Origin of the sequence: Teretinema zuelzerae, assembly GCF_021021555.1 — a bacterium.
Taxonomy (GTDB): Bacteria; Spirochaetota; Spirochaetia; order Treponematales; family Treponemataceae; genus Teretinema; species Teretinema zuelzerae.
The window spans coordinates 932200-957730 of record NZ_JAINWA010000001.1 but is presented as its reverse complement, the minus strand read 5'-3'; the positions used below and the strand labels follow the sequence as shown (position 1 = coordinate 957730).

Sequence of the window (25531 nt, the reverse complement as noted above, 5' to 3'; positions counted from 1 at the left end):
AATGTAATACAATTGGAGAAGTCTCGGCAAGGGGATTATCTCCAATTTCTAAGCTCTCAGGTGTTCGTCAGTGCGCAATACATGCCGAAGCATCAGGCTCGCGGCTATCGCCGTGAGTACTTCCACGATCGCCTGGGTGAAAACGAGTCCGTGGTAGCCGAAGAGGGCGTTCAGGGTGAACAACAGGGGGATGTAGAAAAGACCCTGCCGTCCGGCCGAGATGATGAGCGACGGCATCGCCTTTCCGAACGCCTGGAGGCTGTTCATGCAGATCATGTTGATGCCGATGATCGGCGCCGCGATGGTCATGGCGCGCAGAATGAACACTCCCTCGGCGACGACCTCCGGAATCGAGGTGAAAACAGCGATAGCAGGCTTTCCGAATATCGTGAAAACCGCCAAAAGTACCGATCCTATGCCGACTCCGAGCGTCATGCTGGTTTTCAGTATCGAAATCAGACGTTTCTTGTTTTTTGCGCCGTAATTATACCCGTACAGAGGCTGGCATCCGGTCGCCAAACCTATCAATAGAAGGATGATGAGGCTTGATAAGCGCTGCGAAACGCCCATTGCCGCGAGAATCACGGGTCCGTAGCCCGCCGCGAGGTTATTCAGAAATATACCCGCAACCGACATGAGAGCCTGGTTCAGTCCGGACGGTATGCCGATAGACAAAATCTCCCTGAAATAGTCCAGGCGGAATATGTTCCGCGTGAATTTGATTTTGATGATTGATTTCCCGAAGTAGCAGGAAAGATAGTAGATCAGTCCTGCGAGGTTTCCGATGACCGTGGCCCATGCGGCGCCCGCTATCTTCATATCAAAAACGAAGATCATCACCGGATCGAGGACTATGTTTACGACCGTTCCGACCATCATGCCGGTCATCGCCTGCATCGCGGCTCCTTCCGAGCGGAGTATGATTCCGACCGCGAAATTGCCGATGATGACGATCGAGGAAATCATCAGTGGAAGCAGATAGTCCTTTGTCGGCCCGGCGACCGATCCTTTCGCTCCGATCATCGCGACGACCGGATCGATAGCGGACGCCGTGATTGCTGTAACGATGATTCCCGCCGCGAGAATCAGTATCAATGAAAGAGATACTGCCTCGCCGGCTTCCTTCATTTTTTTCATGCCGAGATAGCGCGACACCACTGAGGAGGTTCCCACTCCGAGAACGCCTCCTATCGCCATCATAAGCATGAAAAAGGGAAAACCGATGCTCGCGGCCGCGAGCTGATCGACATCGTTCAATTTTCCTATGAAAAAGGTGTCTACCATGTTGTAGAAAACCTGTACGAACATTCCGAGCATGACGGGTATCGCCATGGTCATAATCGCCTTCAGTACCGGCTCCTCGGCCAGTACCCGTATCCGTGAGTCGTGTTCAGTCATATAATCTCCAGTTTATTCGCCGAGAATGGACAGGTATTTTCCGATCGCGTCCGCAGCCGTCTTGAATTCTTCCTGCTGGGTTTCGGTGAGAGGGGAAAGCAGCTGTTCAAGATGCTTCAGGAACCGCCGCTCTATATCTTGCGCAAGCAGGGCCCCTTCATCCGTGGCATGAATGATGAATGATCGTTTGTCCTCGGAATCCTGTATCCGCCTGACCAGATTCTTTGCCTCGAGCGAGTCGATCACCGTCGTCAGCGAACCCTTCTCCATGCCCGCCTGGCGGCTTAAGAAGCGCATCGGAACGCCTTCGTGATGCCAGGCCATCATCAGCACCCGTTCCTGCGTCTTGTTCAACCCCCGGTTCTCGGGAGACGAGTCGAAGCCGCTGAAAAGGGTGTGTTTTAGCATGAATAGTTTTCTGATCGATTGTGCGAACGCGCGATAATCCATTAGTTAGAAATCTAACTATTTATCGGCGCAAGGTCAACATTGATGCCTTCGGGAAAAGGGGGTAACGTGTAAAATCTGTGAAAACTGTCAGGCGTGGAAGACTGAGAACCGCTGCCAGAAATCCGGGAAGGATTTTTTGACGCAGTCGGGATTATCGATCGAGATTCCCTCGACGGCGAGGCCTGCGCAGGCGAAGCTCATTGCGATCCGGTGGTCGTCCCAGGACGAGACTGCCGCTCCGCGGATGCCGCCGGGATTCCCTGCAACGATAAGGTCCTTGCCGTCTACAGATGTTTCGACGCCGAGGCGGCCGAGTCCGTCGCGGACTGCCGCGATGCGGTCGCATTCCTTGAACTGGAGGTGTGCTACGTCCCGCAGCCGGCTCGTTCCCCGGGCGAAGGCGGCCATGACCGCTACCGTCGGAACCAGATCCGGCGTATCGCGGAAGCTCGCGTCTATAGCCGTGAGCTCACCGCCTGAAACCGTCAGAAAGGCGCCGTCCCGGACTACCGCGCAGCCCATCGCTTCGGCATAGGCCAGTATCTCCCTGTCTCCCTGGACCGAATCGGCGGCAAGGCCTTCCATGCGCACCGTCGCTCCGGCGATCGCCGCGGCCGCGAAAAAGTAGGAAGCGCTTGAGTAATCGGATTCCACGTCTATGTCGCAGGCTGTGTATCGCTGTCCCGCCTTGATTTCGATGCGTTTGTAATCGCGATTTACGGCTTTTACTCCGAATCTCCGCATCATATCCAGCGTTATGTCGAAATAGGGTTTTTCCGCCATATCGTCCCGGCAGACGATTGTAACATCGGAAGCCGCGCAGGGAGAGGCGATCGCAAGAGAACTGAAATACTGCGAGGTCTTTTCGCCGTTCATCGCGGCTTCTCCGCCGGATAGGCCGGAAACGCGCGCGAGAAGGGGAGGGTAGCCCTCTGTTTCCGCATACTCGACCGCTCCTCCCATCTGCCTGACGCCGGAGACGATCTCTCCCACAGGCCGCTTCAAGAGGCCGGGTTTCCCGGTCAGCGTCACGTCCCGGTCGGAAAGACAGGCGAGAGCCGTCAGAAAGTTCATCGCCACCCCGGATTCGCCGCAATCGAGGGTCGTTTCAACAGGATGGAAGCGTCCTCCTGAACCTTCGACCGTGATCGTCTGATCGTCTCGGGTAATGGAAACGCCGAGCCGCTTAAGCGACTCGATCAGGTGGAGCTGGTCTTCTCCCAGCAGCGGATTGCGTATATGCGAAACGCCCCCGGAAAGCGAGGCGAGGATGAGCGATCGCAGGGTATGCGCCTTTGAAGGCGGTATCCGTACGGACACGTTCTTGTTGCGTATCGTTTCGATTTTCATCATCCTCATCCCTCTCGATAAAAAAATTACACTACGATGTTGACCAGCTTGTTCGGCACGACGATCACTTTTTTGGGCGGCTTGCCTTCCATGAAGCGGACCGCGCCGGGGCATTCAAGCGCCGTTTTTTCAAGCTCGCTCTTGGCCGAATCCATAGCTGCCTCGAACTTGTCCCTGATTTTGCCGTTCACCTGCACCACCACGGTGCACGAGTTTTCGGCGCAGAGGGCCTCGTCGTATGTGGGCCACGATTCGTAGGCTATTGTGTCCGCGTTTCCGAGCCGCTGCCACAGCTCTTCGCCAAGATGGGGAGCGTAGGGCGCCAGCAGCTTGACGAATTCCGCCCATACGGATTTGGGGAAGCTCTCGCATTTGGAAAGCTCGTTCGTGAATATCATCATCTGGCTGATCGCGGTATTGAAGTTAAGGGTTTCGGTATCGGAAGACACCTTCCTGATGGTCTGATGCAGGAGCTTCGTAACCTCGGCAGAAGCCGCGTCGTCAGTCATCGGTTTTTCAGAGAGGGCCCACACCCGCTCGAGAAAGCGGCTCACGCCGATCAACCCCTGCGTGCTCCAGGGCTTCGACACCTCGAGCGGGCCCATGAACATCTCGTAGAGGCGGCAGCTGTCGGCGCCGAAATCGCGGATCACGTCGTCCGGATTGATGACGTTCTTCAGGGACTTCGACATCTTCGCGATTACCCGCTCGAGCCGCTCCCCGGTCGCGATTTCCTCGAACTCGTCGGCCTTTCCGGGAACTTCCCGCACTTCGTCGGTCGGAACAAGGGTTTTATTCTTCCGTTGGAATGCGAAGCTGGTGATCATTCCCTGGTTTATCAGCCGCTGGAAGGGCTCCTTCGTGTTCACCAGGCCAAGGTCGAAGAGGACCTTGTGCCAGAAGCGGGAATACAGGAGGTGGAGCACCGCGTGCTCGGCGCCGCCGACGTAGAGGTCGACCGGCATCCAGTAGTCGAGAGCTTCTTTCGAAGCGAAAGCCTTCGGGTTTTTGGGATCGAGATACCGGAGATAGTACCAGCAGGAGCCGGCCCACTGGGGCATCGTGTTCGTTTCGCGCTTTGCTTTTCCTCCGCAGACCGGGCAGGAGCAGTTCACCCACTCGTCGATGCCGGCCAGCGGGCTCTCTCCTGTTCCGGTGGGCTGATAGGTTTCAACCTGCGGCAGCCTCAAGGGGAGGTCTTCTTCCTTCAGGGGGACAATCCCGCACGAGGGGCAATGCACGAGCGGAATGGGCTCACCCCAATACCGCTGGCGGCTGAACACCCAGTCTCGCAGCTTGAAATTCACCGCCTTCTTGCCGATTCCTTTCTCGCCGAGCCATGCGATCATCCGGTCGATGCATTCCTGCGTTCCCAGGCCGTTGAATCCGGGCGAGTTGACGGACTTTCCGTCCGCCGGCGTGCATTCCGCGGGTTCGGCCGAATAATCCCCGTCCGCGCCCTTCGCCGCCCACTCTGCCTCGCCCGCGACCACCTGGATTATCGGCAGTCCGAATTGCTTGGCGAAGTCCCAGTCCCTCTCGTCGTGGGCGGGAACCGCCATGATCGCGCCGGTCCCGTAGGAAATCAGGACATAGTCTGAAATCCAGATCGGTATTTTTTTGCCGTTCACCGGATTGATCGCGTACGCGCCGGTGAACACGCCGGTTTTATCCTTGGCGAGGTCGGTCCGCTCAAGATCGCTCTTCTTCGCCGCTTCTTCTACGTAGGACTCGACCGCCCCTTTCTGCGCCGCGGAAGAAATCTTCCCGACCAGGGGATGCTCGGGTGAGAGAACCATGTAGGTCGCGCCGAACAGGGTGTCCGCGCGGGTAGTGTAGATCAGTATTTCATCGCCGGAAACGGAAGCGTCGGCGGGGTCTCCGTTCGCGGCGACCTTGAACACCACCTCGGCTCCTTCGCTCTTCCCGATCCAGTTCTTCTGCATCGCCTTCACCGATTCCGGCCATTCCAGTCCGTCGAGATCCTCGAGTAGGCGCTCGGCGTATTGCGTGATCCTTAAAATCCACTGGCGGATGTTTTTCCGGGTAGTCTGCGTACCGCATCGGTCGCAACGGCCTTCCTTCACCTCTTCGTTCGCGAGCCCCGTTTTGCACGAGGGGCACCAGTTGATCGGGGTCTCGGATTCGTAGGCGAGTCCGCGCTTGAACAGCTGGAGGAAGATCCACTGGGTCCAGTGGTAGTAATCGTCGTCGCAGGTGGAAATCTCGCGGTCCCAGTCGTAGCTGAAACCGAAGGCCTTGATCTGCTGGCGGAATTTATCGATGTTCGCCACCGTCGTCGTTCTCGGATGCGTCCCTGTTTTGATAGCGTAGTTTTCCGCTGGCAGGCCGAACGAATCGAATCCCATCGGGTGCAGGACGGAAAAACCCTTCATCCTGAGATAGCGGCACCAGATATCCGTGGCGGTATAGCCTTCCGGATGTCCCACGTGGAGGCCCGCCGCAGAAGGATAGGGGAACATGTCGAGCACGTACGCCCGTTTATCCTTGGGTTTCGCCGGATCCTCGACCGCCTTGAAGGTCTTTTTCGTCTCCCAAAACTGCTGCCATTTCGGTTCTATCGTTTCAAAAGGGTATTTTGCCATGGTTGTGCGTCGCTCCTGAGCGGAAAATAGTGGTTTCATTCTATTAAAAGCGCGCTGTTTATACAAGAACAAAGCATTTTCAGGATCGAGGCAGAACGGGCCATTCGGGGCGGCCTCGCGATCGGCGGAGCCCCCGCCTATGCCGGTCCCTGCAGGGGCGTAACTGATCAGTCAACGGTTGACTTTTTTGTATATACGTTCGATATTTTGTATATACAAGGAGACTGTCATGGCGATGAGCATCAGAAACAGCGGAGTCGAAAAACAGGTTCGCGATATTTCGTCCCGCACCGGCTATTCCCTGACGGAGACTCTGGAGAAAGCATTGGAAACGTTCGATGCGTCTTTGTCAGCGGAAACACAGTCGCGGTTTAGCAGGTTGGCTTCAATCGCGGCTTCCTGTTCTTCTCTTCCGGATGTCGATGCGCGTTCTTTCGACGAGATTCTCGGCTACGGAGACGACGGAGCGTTTTCTCTATGATCGTCGATTCGTCTGCGTTGGCCGCGGTGCTTTTCGGCGAGAGCGATTCCGCCCGCTATCTGGAGGCTCTTGCATCTCCGTGCCGGAAGTTCATGTCTTCCGTGAGCCGTCTTGAAATTTCCATTGTCGTAGAAGCGCGCAAGGGGCTTGCCGGCACTGCCGCTTTGTCCGAGCTGTTCGCTGTTGCCGAAATCGAAGAACTTCCCTTCGATTCATCCCTGGCAGAGGTTGCCTTTGATGCCTGGCGGCGGTGGGGAAAAGGGCGCTCTTCAGCCGCTCTGAATATGGGAGACTGCGTCTCGTATGCTCTTTCGAAGGTTCTTCATCAGCCTCTTTTATACAAAGGAAACAACTTCTCTCAAACCGACGTCTCTTCCTTTTTACACTAAACGAGCCGAATTCGCTTCTGTTTTTTTGACTCCGGGAAGGTTGCATGTTACACTATCTTTACAATCTTTTTGTGCGTTGACTATCAGGAGGTCAATAAAATGAAGAAACTGAAATCGTTCCTCGCCTTTCTCGCCGCCGCCGCCCTCGTATTCACCCTCGCCGCCTGCGAACAGGCTTCTGATGCTGATAAGAGTCCTTTTGCTGGTACTTGGACTGATGGTATGCTTCCTCTTGGTGGAACTGAGTGGGTATTCACATCCACAAATATTAATCAGAAAGTAAACTTTGGATCAGTTGTGCTTGAAATGTCCGGAACCTATACTTATGATTCTGAAGCAAAGACTCTGACGATTAGCTATATTGATATGGGAACTATGACATATACGTATGAGTTTAGTGGTAGTACGTTAACGCTGACAGATGAAGAGGGTGAAGACACTGTTTTAACTAAGCAATAGTTCTTTTATGCTTAACGCGAAAGCCGGGACATTGGTGTTCCGGCTTTTTTATTATTGACGGGTTATTGAGCAGGGGGAGGGCCGCTGGTATACTTGGCGCAGTATGAATGACATCAGGCTATTTGGGGAGCTCTTCTGGGCGTTTTTTAAGATCGGGGCGGTGACCTTCGGCGGAGGGCTTGCGATGCTCCCGGTGCTGGACCGCGACCTTGTGCAGGCGAAAAAGTGGCTTACCGCGGAACAGCTCGTGGATTATTTCGCGATCGGCCAATCTACTCCCGGAATCATCGCGGTGAACGTCGCGACCTTCGTCGGATACAACAAAAAAGGCGTTCCGGGCGCCGTCGTCGCGACAACCGGAATCGTGTTTCCCTCTCTCGTTATCATCATGGCTCTCGCCGCCTTTCTCGAAGGCTTCGCCGACATTCCTCAGGTGCAGAGCGCGCTTCGGGGCATCAACGTCGTCGTCGCGGCCCTTCTCATCAAGGCTGTGATCGGTTTGGGAAAAAAAACGCTCGCCGTTCCTGCCTCCTTTTTCATGGGCGCCGCATCATTCATTCTGATCGCCGTATTCAACGTTCCGGGAGTCGCCGTGGTCGTTCTTTCGGCTCTATACGGCATTGCTCTCAAATATCAGCGGGGAACCGAAGCATGAGCCTCTTTCAGCTTTTTTTGGTGTTCGTATATGTGGGGATGTTCACTATCGGGGGCGGCCTCGTCGCGATCACCCTCATGCAGCAGGAGCTGGTCGGCCGCGGTCTCATCACGGCGGAACGCTTTTACAACATGGTTGCCATTTCCGAATCAACTCCCGGACCCATCGGCATCAACATGGCGACCTACATCGGCTATGAAATGTACGGCATTCCCGGCGGGATAATCGCCACCTTCGGCACCGTGCTCCCCTCTCTCGTCGTTATCATCGTGATCGCGCGGTATTTCGGTAAATTCCAGGATAAGCCGCTGGTGAAAGCCGCCTTTTTCGGCCTCCGCGCCGGTACTACCGGAATGATTGCCGTTGCCGCTTTTCAGGTGATTCTCGTCGCGGTGCTGAGTTTGGACTCGTTCAGCCGCACAGGCCGATGGCAGGATATCGCCGACTGGCGGGCTTTCGCGTTTTTCTGTATTATCTTTGTTTTACAGGTGAAAATAGATTGGCATCCGGTTTTTTTCATAATTTTAGGCGCAGTTTTCGGCATTATCTTTTTGTAATAACCTGATTCTTGCCCTGTTTAATCTAAAAACACACAGAAAATTTGCAAAATCCTGAAACAGGGGTATAATAATAGATGTTACGCAGGGTCTTGGAACCGCTATCGGTTCTGTTCTCTGCCCGGGTTACAGTTGTGCGGGGCCATCCCCGACAGCGGAACTTTGAGTTCCGTAAATGCGCTTCAGTAACGGACGATTCGGGAAGGATCAGTGAAACCGCTTTTGCGTGAGCCCTCTTTTTTCAGGGCGCGCTGGTTTTCTGATGCCTATCCCGATTTTTTTTTATTCCCTCAGCCAGATAAAAATTCCTACAGATACTTTTTGCTTTCTCCGCCCTGAACGCTGGCCATGATTTCTATGTACGGCTTTACGGGACTCATGTTCACCTTCGGGAGCAGGACTTCTTCAATTTGAAAGAATCCCACGTCTGAGGACATATCGATTGAAATGCGCACCGGCTTGGGGTCTCCTGCGGTGATTTTCACTTTCTCGATGGAGTTTGCTGAATATTTATGGATGTCCCCCACCTTCGGTTCGGTGTTCAGGACCATCGGTATTCTGGCGCGCCCCTTTTCCATGTCGCATCCGTCTGCTATGAGGATGAGGCCTGCCTCCAGCGAATGAATCCTGCGGGCCGCCATGTGGCCGATAATTCCTTCCATCGCAAGCGATCGTATTATCACCCGCTTGCCCAGCTCGTCGGGATACACTTTTTCCAGAATCCGGTCGATTATCGGAGTCGCCAGCGTCATGCTGTACAATTCGTGATCTTGCCTTCCGATCGTCATGCCCAGGTCATGGAGAAAAGACGCGAGTATTACGGCCGTCATGCTGTCGTCGAGCGTTCCCGCGTTTTCGTTTTCCAGGTTTGTTTTGATGCCTGCTTCGTGGAGGATGTTGAGCATCAACACCGCGTTGCGGGTCACCGTGCGCATATGAACGGGTCCGTGGTCGTTGTAGCCGAGACGCACAATGGAAACGGTATTCGCGTATTCCTGCATGAGTTGAATTTCAGAGTCGGAGCTTAACAGTTCCGCTGTTTTGAAAGCCGAGCTTTCCGGGTTGAGCTGTTCAAAAATTTTTTTCTCAATAGATATTTCTTTCGGTGATCTCATAGCCTCAATATACGCACAACGTTTTTTCTGTTCAAGTTTTTTCGGCTTCCGCGAGCTGGAGCGCGAGATCTTCGGTTTCGGTTATCCAGAACGCGCGGCTACCCCATCCGGGGTAGCGCTCCTGGAATCCCGCGTCTCCGCGCTGGGCAGCCTGCCATCCCAGAAAGTACAGCTGGCGCATAAAGCGCAAGGGCTCGACAAGATCGAGCCAGGCGCGGTCGAAGGGCCTGAACTGCTCATATCCTTCTATAATAAGGTTCATTTCCCGGCGAGAATGCTTGAGGTGTCCGGGGAGAAGCAGCCAGAGATCCTGTACGGCGGGTCCTGTCATCATGTCGTCGAAGTCGATGAGGGAGAGTTCGCGCGACGCGGTTTCAAGCATGTTGCCCCGATGGCAATCGCCGTGTATGCGCTGGAAGGGGATTCCTTCGAAGCGCGCAGGAAAGGTTTTCATCGCGTGATCGCAGACGGCGAAAAATTCTGCTTCGCAGTCGGGATGCACCAGCGAGTTTTCTCTCAGAATTCCGATGGTTATCGCGGCGACTCCGTCGGGAGCGCAGACGACTCTATGAACAGACTTCTTTTTGCATCCCGCTTCGTGGAGCCTGCCGATCAGCGCGCCGACCCGGATCCAATCTTCTTCCTGATAGATGTCGAAGGTTCTCGCTCTGAGCCGGGGAAAGAGCGCGAAACGGTATCCTTCGTGGCTCCCCAGCGTTGAGCCGCTTTTTCCCTGAATCGGGCTGACTACCGGAAGCTCGGCGGCCGCCGCATCGGCGAGAAATTCATGCTCTTCCAGAATAGCTTTTTCGGACCATCGTCCGGGGCGGTAAAACTTGGCGACATACTCGCGGTCGTCCTCGTCTTTCAAACCATAGACCCGGTTTACGTAGCTGTTGTAATGAGTCAAAACGCCGTCGAAAAAAAGTCCGCTATGTTCTTCTGCGGCTTCGAAAATAGTGTCGGGTTCAAGCAAAGAAAAATCTCCGGGATGTTCAGTCATGTTTGCATAGTATCACATCATTTGCCCATTGTGCCGGGATGATTGGTAGGGTATTCTTAGAGGAATGGGAAACCTTTTGCATCCCCTTGGTAAAAACGACTTTTTTCTTCCCCTTGACAACAGCGCTGTGTTCATGGCCGCCACGACGGGAAAGCGCACTCCGTATATGTTCCGCATCTCCTGCGAACTGGACGAGCCCGTGCATCTGCCCGATCTTCAGGCTGCCTTGGCCGAGACGGCTCCGCGCTATCCGGCGTTCATGACCCAGCTGTGTCCGGGCTTGTTCTGGTATTATCTCGACGCCTTGAAAAAGCCTCTCCAGGTTCAGGCCGATACCCGTTATCCGGTTGAATACCATCGGCTGAAAAAATGGCGCCGCTATTTGTTTCGGGTACGCGTCTACGGTCCGCGGATAGCCTGCGAATTTCATCATATTCTCACGGACGGCACCGGCGCCGTCGAGTTCCTGCGCTCCCTCGTGGCAGCCTATCTTTCCCGGCGCGGCGCATCCTGCCCCGACTGGCAGGATATCCGAAGGCCGGATCAAACCGCCTCTCCCGCCGAATACGAAGACGCGTACGCTGGCCTTATTCGCAAGGATATTCCGCTTCCCGATCCTCATCCGCAAGCCTGGAGAATTTCCGGCCCCCGGTATCCAGGCCCAGTGTACCGGATAACGACCGGCACCGTTTCGGTGGCTGCTTCTTTGAAAATAGCTCGCGAAAAGAGCGTGTCTCTTACCGCGCTATTCGCCGCTGTGCACCTCTGGACGCTTCAGGCTGTTTGCGAGGCTGAAAACCCTTCTTCTTTTAAAGCCTTTTCGCTGGAAGTTCCGGTCAACATGAGGAAAATTCACACCTCTGCGACTCTTCGAAACTTTTTCCTTATTATTCCCGTATTGATCGACCGGCGTCTGGGGCACTTCAGCTTCGAGGAAATTCTTGAACGTGTCCAGTACTCCATAAAACTCGGGCTTCAACGCAAGGAGCTCGACCGGCAGATCAAGCGCAATGTCGCAGGCGAGGCTCATCCGTTGGCGCGAGCCGTTCCCCTGGCGATTAAAAATCCCGTGCTTCGCCTTGTTGCCCGGTTCGTCGCCATCCGCTACGCATCCGGCTCCCTGTCGAATCTTCAGGCTGTATCCATGCCGCCGGAGTTCTCTTCCCGCATAAAGCGCTTCGACTTCATCCCTCCGCGAAACGACAGCTTCGGCTCCTGCGTCGGAATCATCACCTGGCAGGATACCCTCAGTCTCACGATCGGCAGCCGCCAGGTGGACCGCTCGTTCGAGCGTTTCTTTTTTACGAAATTAGTTGAACTCGGAATTCCCGTCATGGTGGAATCCAATATTTGATTTCCGGAAAAATCCGGTAAGGAGACACAATGTCGTTTTGTCCCCGCTGCAAGGTTTCGCTGGCTCCCGACGCGTTATGGTGCCCTTTATGCAGAGAGCGGAGCGTGCTTTCGCCCGATTCCACTGCGCCTTCCTCGGAATCCGCTTATACTCCCGTGTCTTTCGCCGCGGATGTCCGCGACGCCGAGGAGCGCGAACGGCTGACTCCGGTTGAAAAGCGTCTGCTGGTGTTCGAGCTGCTTACCGTCGTCTACGCGATCATCTTCGTGGTTACCTTCGGGGTCGACCTCGTGTATCACCGGGCCGTCACCTGGTCGCGGTTCACCAGCGTGTGCGTCATCCTTTTATGGCTGTATTCGGCGCTGCCCTTTATTCTTGTTAAAAAACTGTGGATTTTATTCGCTGTTTTGTCCCCATCTACTGTTCTTGCAGTGTTCCTCTGGGGCGTGTTTACCGGTTCTCTTTCATGGTTCCTTCCGTTGGGATTGCCGCTCACCCTTCTTGTAGAAGGGTTGGTGGCTGCCGCCGTTCCTCTCGTCGGTTTGCAGAAGCATCGGGGCCTCAATTCCATCGCTGTTATTTTGTGCGCTCTGGCCGTTCTGTGCACCGGCATAGATTTTTTTGTAAGCCTCTTTTTCTCGGGTTCTCCCGGCATTTCATGGTCGCTGGTCGTTCTGTTATCAATTGTTCCCGTTTCGGGATTCTTCTTTTATCTGCATTACCGCATCATGAATCGGGCGTCTTTGAGGAAGTTGTTCCGCTTATGATTTTACACATTATGGAGAAAATGGATGCGGCAAAACCTGGTTTTACCGGTAATGCTGTATTATACTCGTTGATGAAAGTCCCGGGCGCTTGAAGTCCCGGAAAAAAGTGTGGAGTTAAGATGAGCGAAAAAACAGTTCTTGTCGTGGACGATTCCCGGATCATGCGGAATATCGTCAAAAACACCTTTTCCAGCATGAACATTCCCTGCGTTTTCATCGAAGCGAGCAACGGGAGGGAAGCACTGGGACAGCTTGAAAAAAACGTTGTGCATCTGGTGCTGCTGGACTGGAATATGCCGGAGTTGTCCGGTTTGGATTTCCTGAAAAAAATCCGCGCCATGGATAAGTTCAAGACGCTTCCGGTCATAATGGTAACCAGCGAAGCCGCCCGGTATAACGTGATCGAGGCGCTCAAGAATGGCGCTACCGATTACATCATCAAGCCCATCAACGAAAAGAACTTTCGCGAAAAACTGTCGAAAATCACCCTCTAGGAGAAAACCATGGAAAAATACATTCAACCCTTCGTCGATGTGTGCGTAAATGTGTTCCGGGATTTTCTCGGAACGGAATTGGAGACGGGCCGCCCTTTTTTCGTCGACAAAAACGAACCGCACGACTGGGATGTTTCTACGATAATCGGACTAACAGGCGAAGCCCGCGGAGCGGTGGTCATTTCTATGAAGACTTCTCTCGCCTTGAAGCTGACCGGGATCCTCACCGGTTCCGAGCATAAGGAGCTCGACGACGAGGTGGTAGACGCCATCGGCGAGATAATCAACATCATCGCCGGCAACGCAAAGCGCGGACTGGAGGAATCCTTCCGCCTGGTCATCTCTCTTCCGACAATAGTCCGGGGGCCCGGCCATACGATTATGTGGCCGAACGAACAGGCCCGCATCATTTGCATTCCCTTCAAAATTTTCGAAACTGAATCATTCTGCCTATCAGTAGCGATTGATACGGGAGGAGCGTCATGAACGACAATCCATTAAAAAAGTTCTTTTTCAATGTGATGACCAGCGGCAAATCCTTCGACGGAATGGACGAAGCCCGAATGGATTCGCTGGTTCGATACATCCTGTTAAATTCGCTCATATTTATGGGCGGCAGCCTGTTGTTCATCTTCGGATTCGAAAATCTCTCGACCGGGCTGTATGCGGCGGCTTTTTTCGATATTCTGATGGGCTGTACGACGCTCCTCGGTTTTGTCGTTCTGCGAACGAACGCTCCTTTCATCGTGTCGGGCTTGTTGACCGTTGTTCCCTTCATGTTTCTCTGCGCTTTTTTCGCGCAAAGCGGCGGCGCCCAGGGATCAGGCGTTTTGTGGAGCTATTCCTTTCCGATGATGGCGATATTTCTGCTCGGAATGAAGGCCGGAATCATTCTGTCTTCGATGTTGTTCGTTTTCATCGGGTTGTCGGTCTTTCTCCCCGGTTTTTCCATGATGACGTTCGAAACCTCCTTCGCGTTTAGAACCGTAGCGGTGTACGCCCTTGTTTTGGCCTGTACCATCGTCTATGAACAGACGAAAATCGTAAAAGACCGCTGGGTCGCCCGTCTTACTTCGGCCCTGAAGGCCGAACGCGACGAGGTCACGGCGATGAAGGACAATCTGAAAGACGGCGTATTCATGATGGACGCCGATTTCATTATTCAGCCCCGGTATTCGCGCGCTCTTGGCGGCATCTTAAGCGAAGAATCCCTTGCCGGACGCAGTTTTCTTGAACTTCTTTCGAGCTCGGTCCAGCAAAAGGAGCGAGAGACCCTCCACGACTACTTCCAGATGGTGATAAACCGATCGTACGATGCGCAAATGCTCGAGGACATTAATCCCCTGCATCAGTTTTTGTATGTCCACCCGGCTACGGGGGAGCGAAAGAATCTTCGCTGTTCCTTTGCTTCCGTCGATCGTGACAAGGGCCAGGTGCTTATTCTGGGAACCATCCATGACAGCACTGTTGAAGTCGAGCTTCAGGCCCAGCTGTCCGAGGAAGAATCGAAGCGTCAGGAGGAAATGCACTCCTTGTTCGAGGTTATACACGTTGAACCGCGCGTTTTGAACGATTTTATCGAAGACGCAGAATACGAATTCGACCGTATAAACGCGATTCTGAAAGACCAGTCTCTGGATTCCTCGAAGATAATGGTTCAAATCTATCAGTGCGTTCATGCGATTAAGTCGAATGCCGTTATTCTCGGGTTAAAGCGTTTCGCTGCGAAACTTCATCTTCTTGAAGACGTCATTCGCGATCTCCGAGAGCAGGAAGCGGTTTCCTTCGAAGAGATCCTCCATATTACGGTCGAACTCGATAAATTGATGAAGATAAAAGACGGATATCGCAACCTTATCGACCGCATCAAGGCGTTTAATTTCGGCTCTGATCGTATGCAGGAAGAACAGGTTCTTGTGCAAACCCTGGAGAGGGTTGTTTCAAAGGCCGCAGAGGATTTGGGTAAAAAAGCGCATCTTACCGTCTCTGCCATCGATCCCCGGGCTCTTTCTCAGGGACCTCGCCGGGCGATGAAGGAAATCCTGACTCAGCTTATTCGCAATGCGGTGTATCACGGCATCGAGACCCCTGAATTGCGCGAACAATACGGCAAGGAATCGAGCGGTTCCATCGAGCTGTCAATTACCATGAAGAATGATACGATCGGAATAAATCTTTCCGACGACGGGAAGGGACTTGATTTCGACGCGATCCGGGAAAAGGCCCAGAGCATGAAGCTGATCGACGATCCGGAACAACTGAAGGATAAAAACGTCCTGACTCGAGTATTGTTCTCCCCCGGCTTCAGTACAGCCGGCGAAGCGGACATGCATGCGGGCAGGGGAGTCGGCTTGAGTCTGGTTCGGGATAGGCTTAAAGAATTGAAGGGAGCTGTAAAGCTTCTTACCGAGCCTGGGAAGGGCACTACCTTCAAAATCGTACTTCCGGCGGAAGCGGCCGCTTCCTCCGGGGTGCGTACCGCCTGATAAAAAAAGCGCTGTAGTCCTTGCGGAATACAGCGCTCTTTTTTTGCCGGGCCCGAAGTGCTTTCTTTTCAAGCACTCGAACCTTGGCTATTTCAAACTCCTTCAGGAGTTCTTATTTCTTGTTTACCAGGTCCTTCAGCGCTTTTCCCGCCTTGAACTTAGGGGTCTTTGCCGCTTTGATCTTGATTTCTTCTCCGGTCTGGGGATTGCGTCCGGTTCGGGCTGCCCTCTTTCCTACTTCGAACGTTCCGAATCCGATAAGCTGAACAGGATTCCCCTTCTTCAGTTCTGTTCCAACAACGGCGATGAACGCTTTCAGCGCAGCCTCGGAATCCTTCTTGGTAAGTCCTGTTTCGGCCGCCATTGCTTCGACTAATTCTGCTTTGTTCATGATAAAAACACTCCTGATTAAAGTTTTATGATGTAATGCCCCTTACTATAGCATTCTTCCGGGAAATAATCGATGGAAAAGAACGCCGAATAACGGTTCCTGCGTAAAAAAAGGCCGCACAGCTTTTGCCGTGCGGCCTTTGCATCTGCAACAGAGCATTACATCTTCTTGCAAGGCATGGCCTTCTATCAGTCCCCGCCTTGCTCGAAATTGCGTACTACGCTGCAGCACGCGGTATCTTTTTAGTACATTCCGTCCATTCCGCCCATTCCGCCGCCTGCGGGCATGGCGGGGGCGTTCTTCTCGGGAATATCGGTGATCGCGCATTCCGTGGTCAACAGGAGGCTCGCAACGGAGGCCGCGTTCTGGAGAGCAGAGCGTGTAACCTTCGCGGGATCGATGATTCCGACCTTGAACATGTCCACCCATTCCATCTTGGCGGCGTCGAATCCGATACCTTTCTTTTCGCTCTTCGCGCGCTCGGCGATAACGGCTCCGTCGATTCCCGCGTTTTCGGCGATCTGGCGCATCGGCTCTTCGAGCGCTCTCTTCACGATCTTGAATCCGACCTTTTCATCGTCGGTAAGAGCTGAAACGTCAGCCTTTTCAAGAGCGGTTATGGCCTGAATGAGAGCGAGTCCGCCTCCTGCGACGATTCCTTCTTCAAGAGCCGCACGGGTAGCGGAAAGAGCGTCTTCGACGCGGTGCTTCTTCTCTTTCATTTCGACTTCGGTTACGGCGCCGATATTGATTACCGCTACGCCGCCGGCGAGCTTGGCAAGGCGCTCCTTGAGTTTTTCCTTGTCGTAATCTGAAGAGGATTCTTCGATCTGCGCCTTGATTTGCGCGATTCTGTCCTTGATATCTTTCGCTTTTCCGGCTCCGTCGACAATGATGGTGTTGTCCTTGTCGATTTTGACGCTCTTTGCCTGGCCGAGCTGAGTAATGTCGGTGTTTTCAAGCTTGAGTCCCAATTCTTCGGAGATCACTTCTCCGCCGGTGAGAATCGCGATGTCTTCGAGCATAGCTTTGCGCCTGTCGCCGAATCCGGGAGCCTTGACTGCGCAGGTTTTCAGCGTTCCGCGGAGGCTGTTGACTACCAGGGTCGCAAGGGCTTCGCCGTCGACGTCTTCCGCGATGATCAGAAGCTGGCGGCCGGACTGTGCGATCTTCTCCAAAAGGGGAAGCATATCTTTCATGTTCGAGATTTTCTTGTCGTGGATAAGAATGTAGGGGTTCTCGAAGACGGTTTCCATGCGGTCGCGGTCGGTTACGAAGTAGCTGGAGATATATCCCCGGTCGAACTGCATTCCTTCCACGAAATCGGTGGTGGTTTCCATCGTTTTCGCTTCTTCGACGGTGATAACTCCGTCTTTTCCTACCTTCTCGATGGCGTCGGCGAGAATCTTACCGATTTCTTCGTCGTTATTGGCGGAAACGGAAGCTACGTGGGCGACTTCGTCGGATCCCTTGATTTCTTTTGATCCTTTCTTGATTTCCTCGACAGCGATGGTAACCGCTTTATCGATGCCCCTCTTGAGCTCGATGGGAGTCATTCCGGCTGCAACCGCCTTCAAGCCTTCCCGAACGAGCGAGTAAGCGAGAACAGTCGCGGTGGTCGTACCGTCTCCGGCTACATCGTTGGTCTTTGTCGCTACTTCTTTCAAAAGCTGGGCGCCCATGTTTTCATAGGCGTCTTCAAGCTCGATTTCCTTGGCGACTGAAACTCCGTCCTTCGTCACCGTCGGCGCGCCGAATTTTTTGTCCAGCAGGACGTTGCGGCCTTTGGGTCCGAGAGTCACTTTCACCGCGCGGGAAATCTGTTCCACGCCGGAAAGCAGTTTTTTACGGGCTTCTTCGTTAAACATCAACTGTTTAGCCATTTCAATACTCCTTATTTCTTTTACCAGAACTGGTTTTGATGAAGATGTTGCATCCGCCCTCTATAAAAATAGGGGGTTACCTTATAAAATACAAAAAACAAGGAGGATCGGCAACTATGAAAACAATTCGCTGGGGCATCATCGCCACCGGGAATATCGCTTCCAAATTCGCCCTCGCCCTGAATTACGAGGCATCGCGATCGAATTCCGTCCGGCTTGCGGCGGTGGCTTCGCGTGACGCGGCCAAATCCGCCCGTTTCGCCGAGCAGTGGGGATGTGCTCGGAGCTACGGATCCTACGCGGAACTATTCGCCGATCCCGAAGTCGACGCAGTATACATCGCGACCCCGAACAATCTTCATGTAGAACTTTCAATTGCGGCTTTAAAATCAGGTAAAGCGGTTCTCTGCGAAAAGCCCGTCAGTTTGGATGCCTCGTCTCTTTTGCCCGTGATAGAGACTGCCCGTCAGGAAAAACGCTTCTATATGGAAGCAATGTGGATGAAATGCAATCCGTCGTTCCAAAAAGCGATGTCCTGGATACAGGAAGGAAAAATAGGCGCGCCCCGCTATCTTCGCGCGGATTTTTTTCTGGACTCGCCTTTTAATCCTGAGTCCCGTCTCTACAATCCGGTTCTCGGCGGGGGCGCCCTCCTCGATCTGGGAATCTATCCTGTTACCTGCGCCCATGCGGCCGCGGGAAAAATCAAGCCGGATGCAGTTTCTTCTATTATTAAAAACGCCCCGACCGGGGTTGACTCGTACAACTCGAGCCATCTCGTCTGGAAATCAGGTTTTACGGCAGATCTTTCCAGTTCGATCAATCTGCAGGGAATCAAGGAATCGCGCTCAGCTTTTATAATCGGAGAATCGGGATCCATCGTTCTTCCCTATTTCTGGATGGCGGAAGAGGCTATTCTCACGGGCTCCGACGGCGCTGTTCTCGAACATGCAAAAAAGCCTTTCGAGTGCAACGGATATGAATACGAAATCCGCGAAGCTTCCCTCTGCATTGAATCCGGAGCGACCGAAAGCCCTGTACAAACATGGGCAGATTCCATTATGGTGATGGAAATATTAGATCAAATCCGGACGGTAGCAGCATATGAATGACAACAGAATACAGGATGTCCGCATCCTTGAAGCTCGAACTCTCCTTTCTCCCGAGGCGATGTCCGAAGCGTACCCCACGACGGAGAAAGCCGCTGAAATGGTTATCCGCGGCCGTTCGGAGATTCAACGGATTCTCCGCAGGGAAGACGACCGGTTTCTCGTCATCGTCGGCCCCTGCTCTATTCATGAGCCTAAGTCGGCTCTGGAGTATGCCGGCCGTCTCGCGGAACTCCGCGAAAAATATAAGGACCGCATGTGCATCGTCATGCGCGTGTACTTTGAAAAGCCCCGCACAACCGTCGGCTGGCGCGGGTTGATCGTCGATCCCGGCCTCGACGGCACCTCGGACATCCCTCGCGGCCTCCGCATGGCGCGCGAGCTTCTCGTACAGGTCAACGAACTCGGTCTTCCTGTCGGCTCCGAGATGCTCGACCCCATCGTTCCCCAATACACCTCTGATTTGGTGAGCTGGGCGTCCATCGGCGCCAGAACGACTGAAAGCCAGACCCACCGCGAGATGGCCTCCGGTCTTTCAATGCCGGTCGGCTTCAAGAACGCCACCGACGGAGATGTTCAAATTGCCGTTAACGCAATCGTTTCATCCCGCCAGTCTCATTCCTTCATCGGAATCAACAGGGAAGGCACCTCCTGCATCATGCAGACGCTCGGAAACCCCGACAGCCATCTCATCCTCCGCGGCGGCCGCCACGGCACCAACTACGACCGCGTTTCGGTCGCGAGCGCGATAGAGCTTCTTAAAAAAGCCGGCATCCGTCCCTCGATCATGGTGGACTGCTCCCATGGAAATTCCCAGAAAATGCCCGAGAATCAGATCGGCGTCCTTCTCGAGACCATCCGGCTCAGGACAGATGCCGACAATCCTCTGCTTCCGCTGTCCGGCTGCATGATCGAAAGTTATCTCCAGACCGGTTCTCAACCGATAACCGCGGATCCAGAAGATTTAAAATATGGATTATCGATAACCGACCCCTGTCTTGGTTGGGACATGACGGCGAGCGCGCTCGCAGAGGCATACAAACTTCTCGGCGAAAAACACCGTTCCGCGCTTGAAACGCCGGTCGATGCGTCTGGTTCGCCGGTTCCTGTGCCCCGCCATTCAGATCGCGCGGTGAAACCATGAGCAATCCGTCTGTATTTCAGGATTCCCCGGAAGATGTTCTCATCGTGTATACCGACGGCGGTTGTTCCGGAAATCCGGGCCCCGGCGGTTGGGGCTTCGTTATTGTGAACGGCTCATCGCGCGCCGGCTCGGGATCGGAACTCATCCGCTCCGGCGGCGAAAAGACCACCACGAATAATCGAATGGAGCTCACTGCGGTCATCGAATCCCTCAAGCTCATCGAATCGACTTCCGTATGGAGCGGCAAACCCGTTTCAATCCATACCGACTCTCAGTATGTTCAAAAAGGCATGACTCAGTGGATCGCCGGCTGGAAGCGGAACGGATGGCGGACTGCCTCGAAGGAGCCTGTTAAAAACCAGGATTTGTGGGCGGTTCTGGACGAACTTTCAAATCGGATTCGTCCCCGCTGGATATGGGTCAAGGGCCACGCGGGGATTCATTACAACGAAGTGTGCGACCGGCTGACGCAGGAAGAAATCGCTAAACACCGCTGATTCATCAGTCTTGCAGCAGTTTTTTCAACGCGTTCAGCTCTTCGTCGGTTAACGTTACTCCCTTGCCCATCTTCTGATGGTCGGGGGACCAGCTTCTGATGTCATACTTCGGAGGTCTTCCTCCCCAGGACACGGTGTTCAATTCCATTGTCCATCCAGTCTTGTTTTCGGATAAAATGCCTAATTTCTCTATAATCTCAAAGCTAAAATCATCCGCCATGGAAAAACCTCCCCGGAAATTTTCATAATTATATCATGATTGAAAAAAAACTTGTAATAAAACATCATTCATTGTACCCTAAGCCTGATTAGGTGGAGGTTTTTATGAAAAAATTGCATATCCCGATTTTTGCGATTCTGATATCTCTCGTCATGGCGTCGGCCGGTTGTAAGTCCGCTCCTCCCGCTGAACCGGAGGTTGTTCCCGTTCCGGAAGAAACGCAGGAAGCGCCGGCCGTTGAATCAAAACCCGTGGATGATCAGCTTACTGCGCTTCGCGATCGGGCTGAAGAGCTGCACAAGACAGGCGTTGCCTACGGCATCGACCGGGTAAAGCCCGAGAGCTGGGGCGAGGCTTCCTCTCTCCGGGATGCAGGTTTGAAAGCATACGGATCCGACTACGATGCATCGGTCGATTCATTTACCCGGGCTATCGCTCTGTACGAAAAAATCATCGATGAATCCTTCGCCGCTATCGTCGACGATCTCGAGCGCCAGATTCGCGAAGCTCGCGCGTCGGCCGTCGGAGCTGGAGCGGACAGCTATTATCCTGAACAATTCTCCATGGCCGATGCAGTCGCCGACGATGCGCGAGCGAAAAAGGAATCCGGCGATCTTGCGGCGGCCTACGACGCCGGACAGATCGCACTGATGCGATATCTTGTTCTCGATAAAGCGATGCAGGTTTTGGCCAACAAACAGGCCGTCGACCAGAACGATTTCGCCCAGTATGCTCCCGAAGACTATGAAGCGGCGCACGGCAAGTACGATGAAGCTGTTTCATTGTACGGCGTGTCCGACGCCGCCTGTCTTGAAGCTGTTGATCAAGCCCTTCTTCTCAGCGAAAAGGTGTTGAACGCCGGATACAAAGTGTGGGCGGAGAAAGCGCGGGCACAGGCTGTCGAAATCAGGGATCTCTGCGACTCGATCAAGGCTTCCCGCAGCATGAAAGCCGAATACGACGAGGCTCTCGGTTATTTCAAGGCGGCGCAGTCTTCCGCGGAGGCAAATTCCTGGCATGCCGCGTACCAATCATGGACCGACGCTTCGCATGCCTTTACTGTAGTGCACCAAGCTGTTCTGCTGAAGAAAAACGCCGCTGATTTGGCAATCGCCAACGCTCGCGCCCGTCAGGATGAAAGCTCGGCTCTCGCCCAGCAGGCAGACGAACTTTTGCCTCTTCCTCCCGACGCCGAAGGTTTCTCCGACGATGAAACCGTAGAACCCGGGACCGAAATCGAGGCGCCTGCCGCCGATGAAGCCGCGCCCCTTGAATCGTATGCAACCGAGGCGCCTGCCGCAGATGAAGTCGAATCAGTTGCCGAAGAACCGGCCTCCGAAGAACCGGAATCGATTGTCTCTCATGATCCCGAATCTGTGTCGGTCGAAGTAGAAGAGACGGAATCCGCGGAAATTGAAGAAACCGTCCTGGAGGAAACAAAATGATGAAAAAGATATCACTATTTGCGCTTTCGTTTTTGCTTCTCGCTCTGGTTTCCGCGGCTGCGGCTTCATGGGATAACAATGAATATCAGCGGAAAAGCCGCATGTACTCCAGAATGGCGGTATCTGCTTACGATGAAGGAAATTATGACGGTTCCGTTGAGTATTCCCGGCTCGCCGAAGAAAATGCCTTGCTTTCGGCCCAATATATTTCCGGCATGATCGCTCGCTCGGAAGCGGAAAAACTGTTGTTTACCGCCCATACCCGGCTGAATTGGGCGAAAAGCATTAATGCCGAGCGTTTTTTCCCGTCCGCATTTTCTGCGGCCGGCGAAGCGGTATCCAGCGCCGACGCTCAGTTTGCTTCGGAAGATTGGGCCGCAACCCGAAAATACGCTGAAATCGCCCTGTCTGAGTTGTCAGTAGTCCGAGAGATTGTGCCTCTGCCGGCTGAATACAAAGTTGACCTATGGGCAGACTCTAAGGATTGCCTTTGGAATATTGCGGCGAATCCCGCAATCTACGGGAATCCTCTGTTGTGGGAGAAGCTCTATGAAGCTAATAGAAAAGCCTTGAAACAGCCGTCGAATCCCAACTTGCTGATGCCCGGCCAGGTTGTGAGCATCCCCAGCATCAAAGGCGAATTTCGCGAAGGCCGGTATGATCCGGCAATCGAATATGAGCCGTTTTCCAGACAGGTAAAATAACGGGTTTTGTAAAAAGCTTCACAGTGTCAATAAACAGCCGGAAGGGAATGCAATTATTCCTTTTCGGCTTTTTTTTGCGTATACAGGAATAAGGCCGCAAGCATAAGTCCGTGATTGAATGGATTCTTTCCCATTTTTTTCAATACTTCGCTTTCCGTCATTACCGTACATGCGACATACTCATCCTCGTCCAGATCTCTTTCTTTGGTATCTTGAAGATCTTCAGCCAAAAATATGTGACAATAATTGTCCATTATGGCCGGATTTGGAGATATGGATGCTAAATGCGTCATTGAACGGGCAATGTAGCCGGTTTCTTCTGCGAGCTCTCTGTGCGCCGCCTGTTCCGGCGTTTCCCCCGGATCTATGACTCCCCCGGGGAACTCGATGCTTCTTGCGCTGGTTCCGTGTCGCCATTGTTCGACCATTATAAACGACGCTTCTGTGCCTTTTATCGACAGGCTGGGAACAACAATAACCCAATCAGAAGCATGGAGAGTATAATAGGTGCCTTTCTGATTGTCCGGCGACAGGCTTTCTATTTCATGTACTTCAAATACTCTTGTACTGAAGGCTTTAGCTGTTGATACGGGTTTCCATGAAAGGTCCATATCGATCTCTCCTTTGACATATGAAGGTCTACGGCTTATTCTAATAGTGGATAATATACTATTTGCAGGAGGTTCGATATGGCAATTATTACCATTTCCAGACAGATTGCATCTTTCGGAGACGAGGTCGCGGCTGAACTCTCCCGCCAGCTCGGATATTCGTTTGTAAATAGAAAAATGCTTGAAGACGATTTGCTGAAACACGGGATAACCGCGGAAAGCCTTAAAAAATACGATGAAAGAAAACCGGGTTTTTGGGCTTCACTGGCGCGTGATAGGGATGAATATTTTGATTATCTACGTGAAGCTGTTTACGAGCGGGCGAAAGCGGGAAATTGCGTCTTTATAGGAAGAGGCGGTTTCGCTATTTTGAAGGATGTTCCCGGATGCTACTCCGTACGATTGATCGCATCCGATCAAGTCAGAATTGCTCGGTTAATGGAAGAATTTTCCTGGAACGAAAAAAAAGCCCAGGCTCTCATGATGGAAAGCGATAATAATCGGCAGGGTTTTCATAAATGTTTCTTCAATATTGATCAAGACGATGCTTCTAGCTACAACCTGGTTCTTAACACCGATCAGCTGACTCCGGAAACGGCCGCGAAGATCATTGCCGATGCCTGTGCATTAACCGTATCGACAAACGTCGACGCTCAAGGAATTCAGAGAATTGGAGATTTGCTGCTTGCCCAAAAAATCGTTAACCATATTGTGTTTGATTTGAAGGTGCCTGTTCACTTCCTTGAGGCGACTGCCTCGGCTTCCGAGATCATTCTCCATGGCGTAGCTGATTCATCTGCGGTGATAGAGAAAGTGCTTTCCGTTGCCAGAACCATGGCTCCGGGAAAAAAGATCTCTTCCGGTATCAGCATTGTTCAGGATTATAAATCATACCCTTGAGATGCGCTCTCGGTTGTTTGCGCGGGTGTACTCAGATATTCTTGCCTTGACACTTTTTTGGCCAATATGGATTATTGAAGAATGAGTAAAGCTAATTTCTATACTGCCCTGCGAATCGTAATGGCTCCTGTTTTTTTTATTCTCTATTTTTTTTCAAAGTGGACTGGTTTTGAACTTGATGTATTGGTTTGGATGTTGTTTCCGTATTTTGTTTTTATGGAATTCACCGATTTTCTTGATGGCTATTATGCGAGAAAAGAGAAAACCGTCAGCGATTTTGGGAAGCTCTTCGATCCCTTTGCGGATGTGCTTGCAAATTTGACCGTTCTTTTAATTTTTGTATTAGACGGTTATATGCCGGTGGTTTTCTTTTTGATAATTCTGTATCGGGAAATGGGGATAATGTTTATCCGCATGCTTGCAAGCAGGAAAGGAATCGCTATCGGAGCAAGAAAAGGCGGTAAAATGAAAACCGTTTTATATATCGTTGCTGCAGGGTTTTCTTTGCTCCTCGAATCCGGTGTTCGCTTGGGATATTCGCCGGTAGACCATTTTGCCTGGCTTGCTTATGTAAATTATGCGTTATACACGTTTGCAGTAATCGCATCTGTTGCATCCTTCATTGATTATCTGACGCATTTTAGCAATGTTTGGAAAAAGACCGAGAATGATGTCTAAATGATGAAATTTATAGTCAATTACGCTTGACCTTCAAGTGTGATAAGTGTTATAAATTGCCTCGTTGCGCTGAGACGAATAGCCGTGAATCCGGTTTTCAATAAAGTTTGCAACAAAGTTTTTTTTTCTGCTCTAAATAAAAATGCAGGGAATCAAGATGAAAGGGATTGACTGGAAGCGTGAAGCTGTGATACAGTCGATTCACTTGCCGCTAAACCCGAACAGGGGATGGCAGCGAAAATGGTCTTTGAAAATAAAGGGAAGGGAAAGAAGGACGCTGTTTGAAGCGTCAGTATACGAAGAGAAGAACGCTTGTAACAAAGCATTCTTTTGATAGTGTGCAGACAACCAAACGGTGAGGTTCGCGAAAAAGAGAAGAGAATAA

The 25531-nt window shown here is 52.6% G+C and carries 27 protein-coding genes; 17 read left to right on the top strand and 10 right to left on the bottom strand.

Annotated features, from left to right (window positions below):
- Window positions 1-48: 48 nt before the first annotated feature.
- The 4 genes from K7J14_RS04390 to leuS all read right to left on the bottom strand — a co-directional run bounded on the left by K7J14_RS04390 (window position 49) and on the right by leuS (window position 5804).
- Entirely contained in the window at window positions 49-1398 is a 1350-nt protein-coding gene (locus K7J14_RS04390; protein WP_230753584.1) for an MATE family efflux transporter, read from the bottom strand.
- Between the two features lie 12 nt (window positions 1399-1410).
- Window positions 1411-1848: a MarR family winged helix-turn-helix transcriptional regulator gene (locus tag K7J14_RS04385; RefSeq protein ID WP_230753582.1), complete on the bottom strand. Its 438-nt coding sequence runs from the start codon at window positions 1846-1848 to the stop codon at window positions 1411-1413.
- An 87-nt stretch (window positions 1849-1935) separates the two neighbouring features.
- Window positions 1936-3201: a 3-phosphoshikimate 1-carboxyvinyltransferase gene (aroA, locus tag K7J14_RS04380; protein WP_230753579.1), complete on the bottom strand. Its 1266-nt coding sequence runs from the start codon at window positions 3199-3201 to the stop codon at window positions 1936-1938.
- A gap of 23 nt (window positions 3202-3224) precedes the next feature.
- Window positions 3225-5804, bottom strand: a complete 2580-nt coding sequence (gene leuS / locus K7J14_RS04375) for a leucine--tRNA ligase (protein ID WP_230753576.1) — start codon at window positions 5802-5804, stop codon at window positions 3225-3227.
- Window positions 5805-6033: 229 nt separating this feature from the next.
- On the opposite strand from leuS, the gene K7J14_RS04370 reads away from it, so the two are divergent.
- The 5 genes from K7J14_RS04370 to K7J14_RS04350 all read left to right on the top strand — a co-directional run bounded on the left by K7J14_RS04370 (window position 6034) and on the right by K7J14_RS04350 (window position 8345).
- Complete coding sequence (locus tag K7J14_RS04370) at window positions 6034-6285, top strand: type II toxin-antitoxin system VapB family antitoxin (RefSeq protein ID WP_230753572.1); 252 nt, start codon at window positions 6034-6036, stop codon at window positions 6283-6285.
- Window positions 6282-6674, top strand: a complete 393-nt coding sequence (locus K7J14_RS04365) for a type II toxin-antitoxin system VapC family toxin (protein ID WP_230753570.1) — start codon at window positions 6282-6284, stop codon at window positions 6672-6674. The genes K7J14_RS04370 and K7J14_RS04365 overlap by 4 nt, the downstream gene beginning before the upstream one ends.
- Window positions 6675-6773: 99 nt before the next feature.
- The gene (locus K7J14_RS04360) at window positions 6774-7133 is read left to right on the top strand and encodes a hypothetical protein (RefSeq protein WP_230753568.1); all 360 of its coding nucleotides are present in this window, start codon (window positions 6774-6776) and stop codon (window positions 7131-7133) included.
- A 103-nt stretch (window positions 7134-7236) separates the two neighbouring features.
- The gene (locus K7J14_RS04355; protein WP_230753566.1) at window positions 7237-7788 is read left to right on the top strand and encodes a chromate transporter; all 552 of its coding nucleotides are present in this window, start codon (window positions 7237-7239) and stop codon (window positions 7786-7788) included.
- Window positions 7785-8345 (top strand): chromate transporter, encoded by a 561-nt coding sequence (locus K7J14_RS04350; protein ID WP_230753564.1) that lies wholly within the window; start codon window positions 7785-7787, stop codon window positions 8343-8345. Before K7J14_RS04355 ends, K7J14_RS04350 begins: the two co-directional genes overlap by 4 nt.
- 308 nt (window positions 8346-8653) lie before the next feature.
- Here the strand turns inward: K7J14_RS04350 and K7J14_RS04345 are convergent, their stop codons facing one another.
- Entirely contained in the window at window positions 8654-9460 is an 807-nt protein-coding gene (locus K7J14_RS04345) for a phosphohydrolase (protein WP_230753561.1), read from the bottom strand.
- A 31-nt stretch (window positions 9461-9491) separates the two neighbouring features.
- Window positions 9492-10463, bottom strand: a complete 972-nt coding sequence (locus K7J14_RS04340) for a serine/threonine protein kinase (RefSeq protein WP_230753559.1) — start codon at window positions 10461-10463, stop codon at window positions 9492-9494.
- A gap of 64 nt (window positions 10464-10527) precedes the next feature.
- Here K7J14_RS04340 and K7J14_RS04335 point away from each other — a divergent pair, with 64 nt between their 5' ends.
- The 5 genes from K7J14_RS04335 (at window position 10528) to K7J14_RS04315 (ending at window position 15564) form a co-directional block, all read left to right on the top strand.
- Window positions 10528-11817 (top strand): condensation domain-containing protein, encoded by a 1290-nt coding sequence (locus K7J14_RS04335; RefSeq protein WP_230753557.1) that lies wholly within the window; start codon window positions 10528-10530, stop codon window positions 11815-11817.
- A 29-nt stretch (window positions 11818-11846) separates the two neighbouring features.
- On the top strand, window positions 11847-12584 hold the full coding sequence (locus K7J14_RS04330; RefSeq protein ID WP_230753555.1) for a hypothetical protein: 738 nt from the start codon (window positions 11847-11849) through the stop codon (window positions 12582-12584).
- Between the two features lie 119 nt (window positions 12585-12703).
- Window positions 12704-13078, top strand: a complete 375-nt coding sequence (locus K7J14_RS04325) for a response regulator (protein ID WP_230753553.1) — start codon at window positions 12704-12706, stop codon at window positions 13076-13078.
- Between the two features lie 9 nt (window positions 13079-13087).
- A complete protein-coding gene (locus K7J14_RS04320) occupies window positions 13088-13564 on the top strand; it encodes a chemotaxis protein CheX (RefSeq protein WP_230753550.1) in 477 nt (158 codons plus the stop codon).
- Window positions 13561-15564, top strand: a complete 2004-nt coding sequence (locus tag K7J14_RS04315; RefSeq protein WP_230753548.1) for an ATP-binding protein — start codon at window positions 13561-13563, stop codon at window positions 15562-15564. Before K7J14_RS04320 ends, K7J14_RS04315 begins: the two co-directional genes overlap by 4 nt.
- 112 nt (window positions 15565-15676) lie before the next feature.
- Here K7J14_RS04315 and K7J14_RS04310 read toward each other — a convergent pair whose 3' ends face one another.
- Entirely contained in the window at window positions 15677-15955 is a 279-nt protein-coding gene (locus tag K7J14_RS04310; protein WP_269062382.1) for an HU family DNA-binding protein, read from the bottom strand.
- A gap of 242 nt (window positions 15956-16197) precedes the next feature.
- Window positions 16198-17838 carry a chaperonin GroEL gene (gene groL, locus K7J14_RS04305; RefSeq protein WP_230753545.1) on the bottom strand — a complete coding sequence of 547 codons (1641 nt, stop codon included), beginning with the start codon at window positions 17836-17838 and terminating at the stop codon, window positions 16198-16200.
- 116 nt (window positions 17839-17954) lie between these two features.
- Between groL and K7J14_RS04300 the strand changes: the two genes are divergently transcribed.
- Genes K7J14_RS04300 through rnhA form a run of 3 tightly spaced genes read left to right on the top strand, consistent with a single transcriptional unit; the run spans window position 17955 to window position 20588 of the window.
- The gene (locus tag K7J14_RS04300; protein WP_230753542.1) at window positions 17955-18950 is read left to right on the top strand and encodes a Gfo/Idh/MocA family protein; all 996 of its coding nucleotides are present in this window, start codon (window positions 17955-17957) and stop codon (window positions 18948-18950) included.
- On the top strand, window positions 18943-20091 hold the full coding sequence (locus tag K7J14_RS04295) for a 3-deoxy-7-phosphoheptulonate synthase (RefSeq protein WP_230753540.1): 1149 nt from the start codon (window positions 18943-18945) through the stop codon (window positions 20089-20091). Before K7J14_RS04300 ends, K7J14_RS04295 begins: the two co-directional genes overlap by 8 nt.
- Window positions 20088-20588, top strand: a complete 501-nt coding sequence (gene rnhA, locus K7J14_RS04290) for a ribonuclease HI (protein ID WP_230753538.1) — start codon at window positions 20088-20090, stop codon at window positions 20586-20588. Before K7J14_RS04295 ends, rnhA begins: the two co-directional genes overlap by 4 nt.
- 4 nt (window positions 20589-20592) lie before the next feature.
- Here rnhA and K7J14_RS04285 read toward each other — a convergent pair whose 3' ends face one another.
- On the bottom strand, window positions 20593-20808 hold the full coding sequence (locus K7J14_RS04285) for a YdbC family protein (protein WP_230753536.1): 216 nt from the start codon (window positions 20806-20808) through the stop codon (window positions 20593-20595).
- A gap of 104 nt (window positions 20809-20912) precedes the next feature.
- On the opposite strand from K7J14_RS04285, the gene K7J14_RS04280 reads away from it, so the two are divergent.
- Window positions 20913-22253: a hypothetical protein gene (locus K7J14_RS04280; RefSeq protein WP_230753533.1), complete on the top strand. Its 1341-nt coding sequence runs from the start codon at window positions 20913-20915 to the stop codon at window positions 22251-22253.
- A complete protein-coding gene (locus K7J14_RS04275; RefSeq protein WP_230753530.1) occupies window positions 22250-22957 on the top strand; it encodes a LysM peptidoglycan-binding domain-containing protein in 708 nt (235 codons plus the stop codon). The genes K7J14_RS04280 and K7J14_RS04275 overlap by 4 nt, the downstream gene beginning before the upstream one ends.
- Before the next feature lie 53 nt (window positions 22958-23010).
- On the opposite strand, the gene K7J14_RS04270 is transcribed toward K7J14_RS04275, so the two are convergent.
- Window positions 23011-23568, bottom strand: coding sequence for an NUDIX hydrolase (locus tag K7J14_RS04270; protein ID WP_230753527.1), 558 nt, complete (start codon window positions 23566-23568; stop codon window positions 23011-23013).
- Between the two features lie 78 nt (window positions 23569-23646).
- Between K7J14_RS04270 and K7J14_RS04265 the strand changes: the two genes are divergently transcribed.
- Together K7J14_RS04265 and pgsA are read left to right on the top strand one after the other, a co-directional pair.
- Window positions 23647-24468 carry a cytidylate kinase-like family protein gene (locus tag K7J14_RS04265; RefSeq protein WP_230753524.1) on the top strand — a complete coding sequence of 274 codons (822 nt, stop codon included), beginning with the start codon at window positions 23647-23649 and terminating at the stop codon, window positions 24466-24468.
- An 81-nt stretch (window positions 24469-24549) separates the two neighbouring features.
- A complete protein-coding gene (pgsA, locus tag K7J14_RS04260; protein WP_230753521.1) occupies window positions 24550-25146 on the top strand; it encodes a CDP-diacylglycerol--glycerol-3-phosphate 3-phosphatidyltransferase in 597 nt (198 codons plus the stop codon).
- Window positions 25147-25531: the final 385 nt, after the last annotated feature.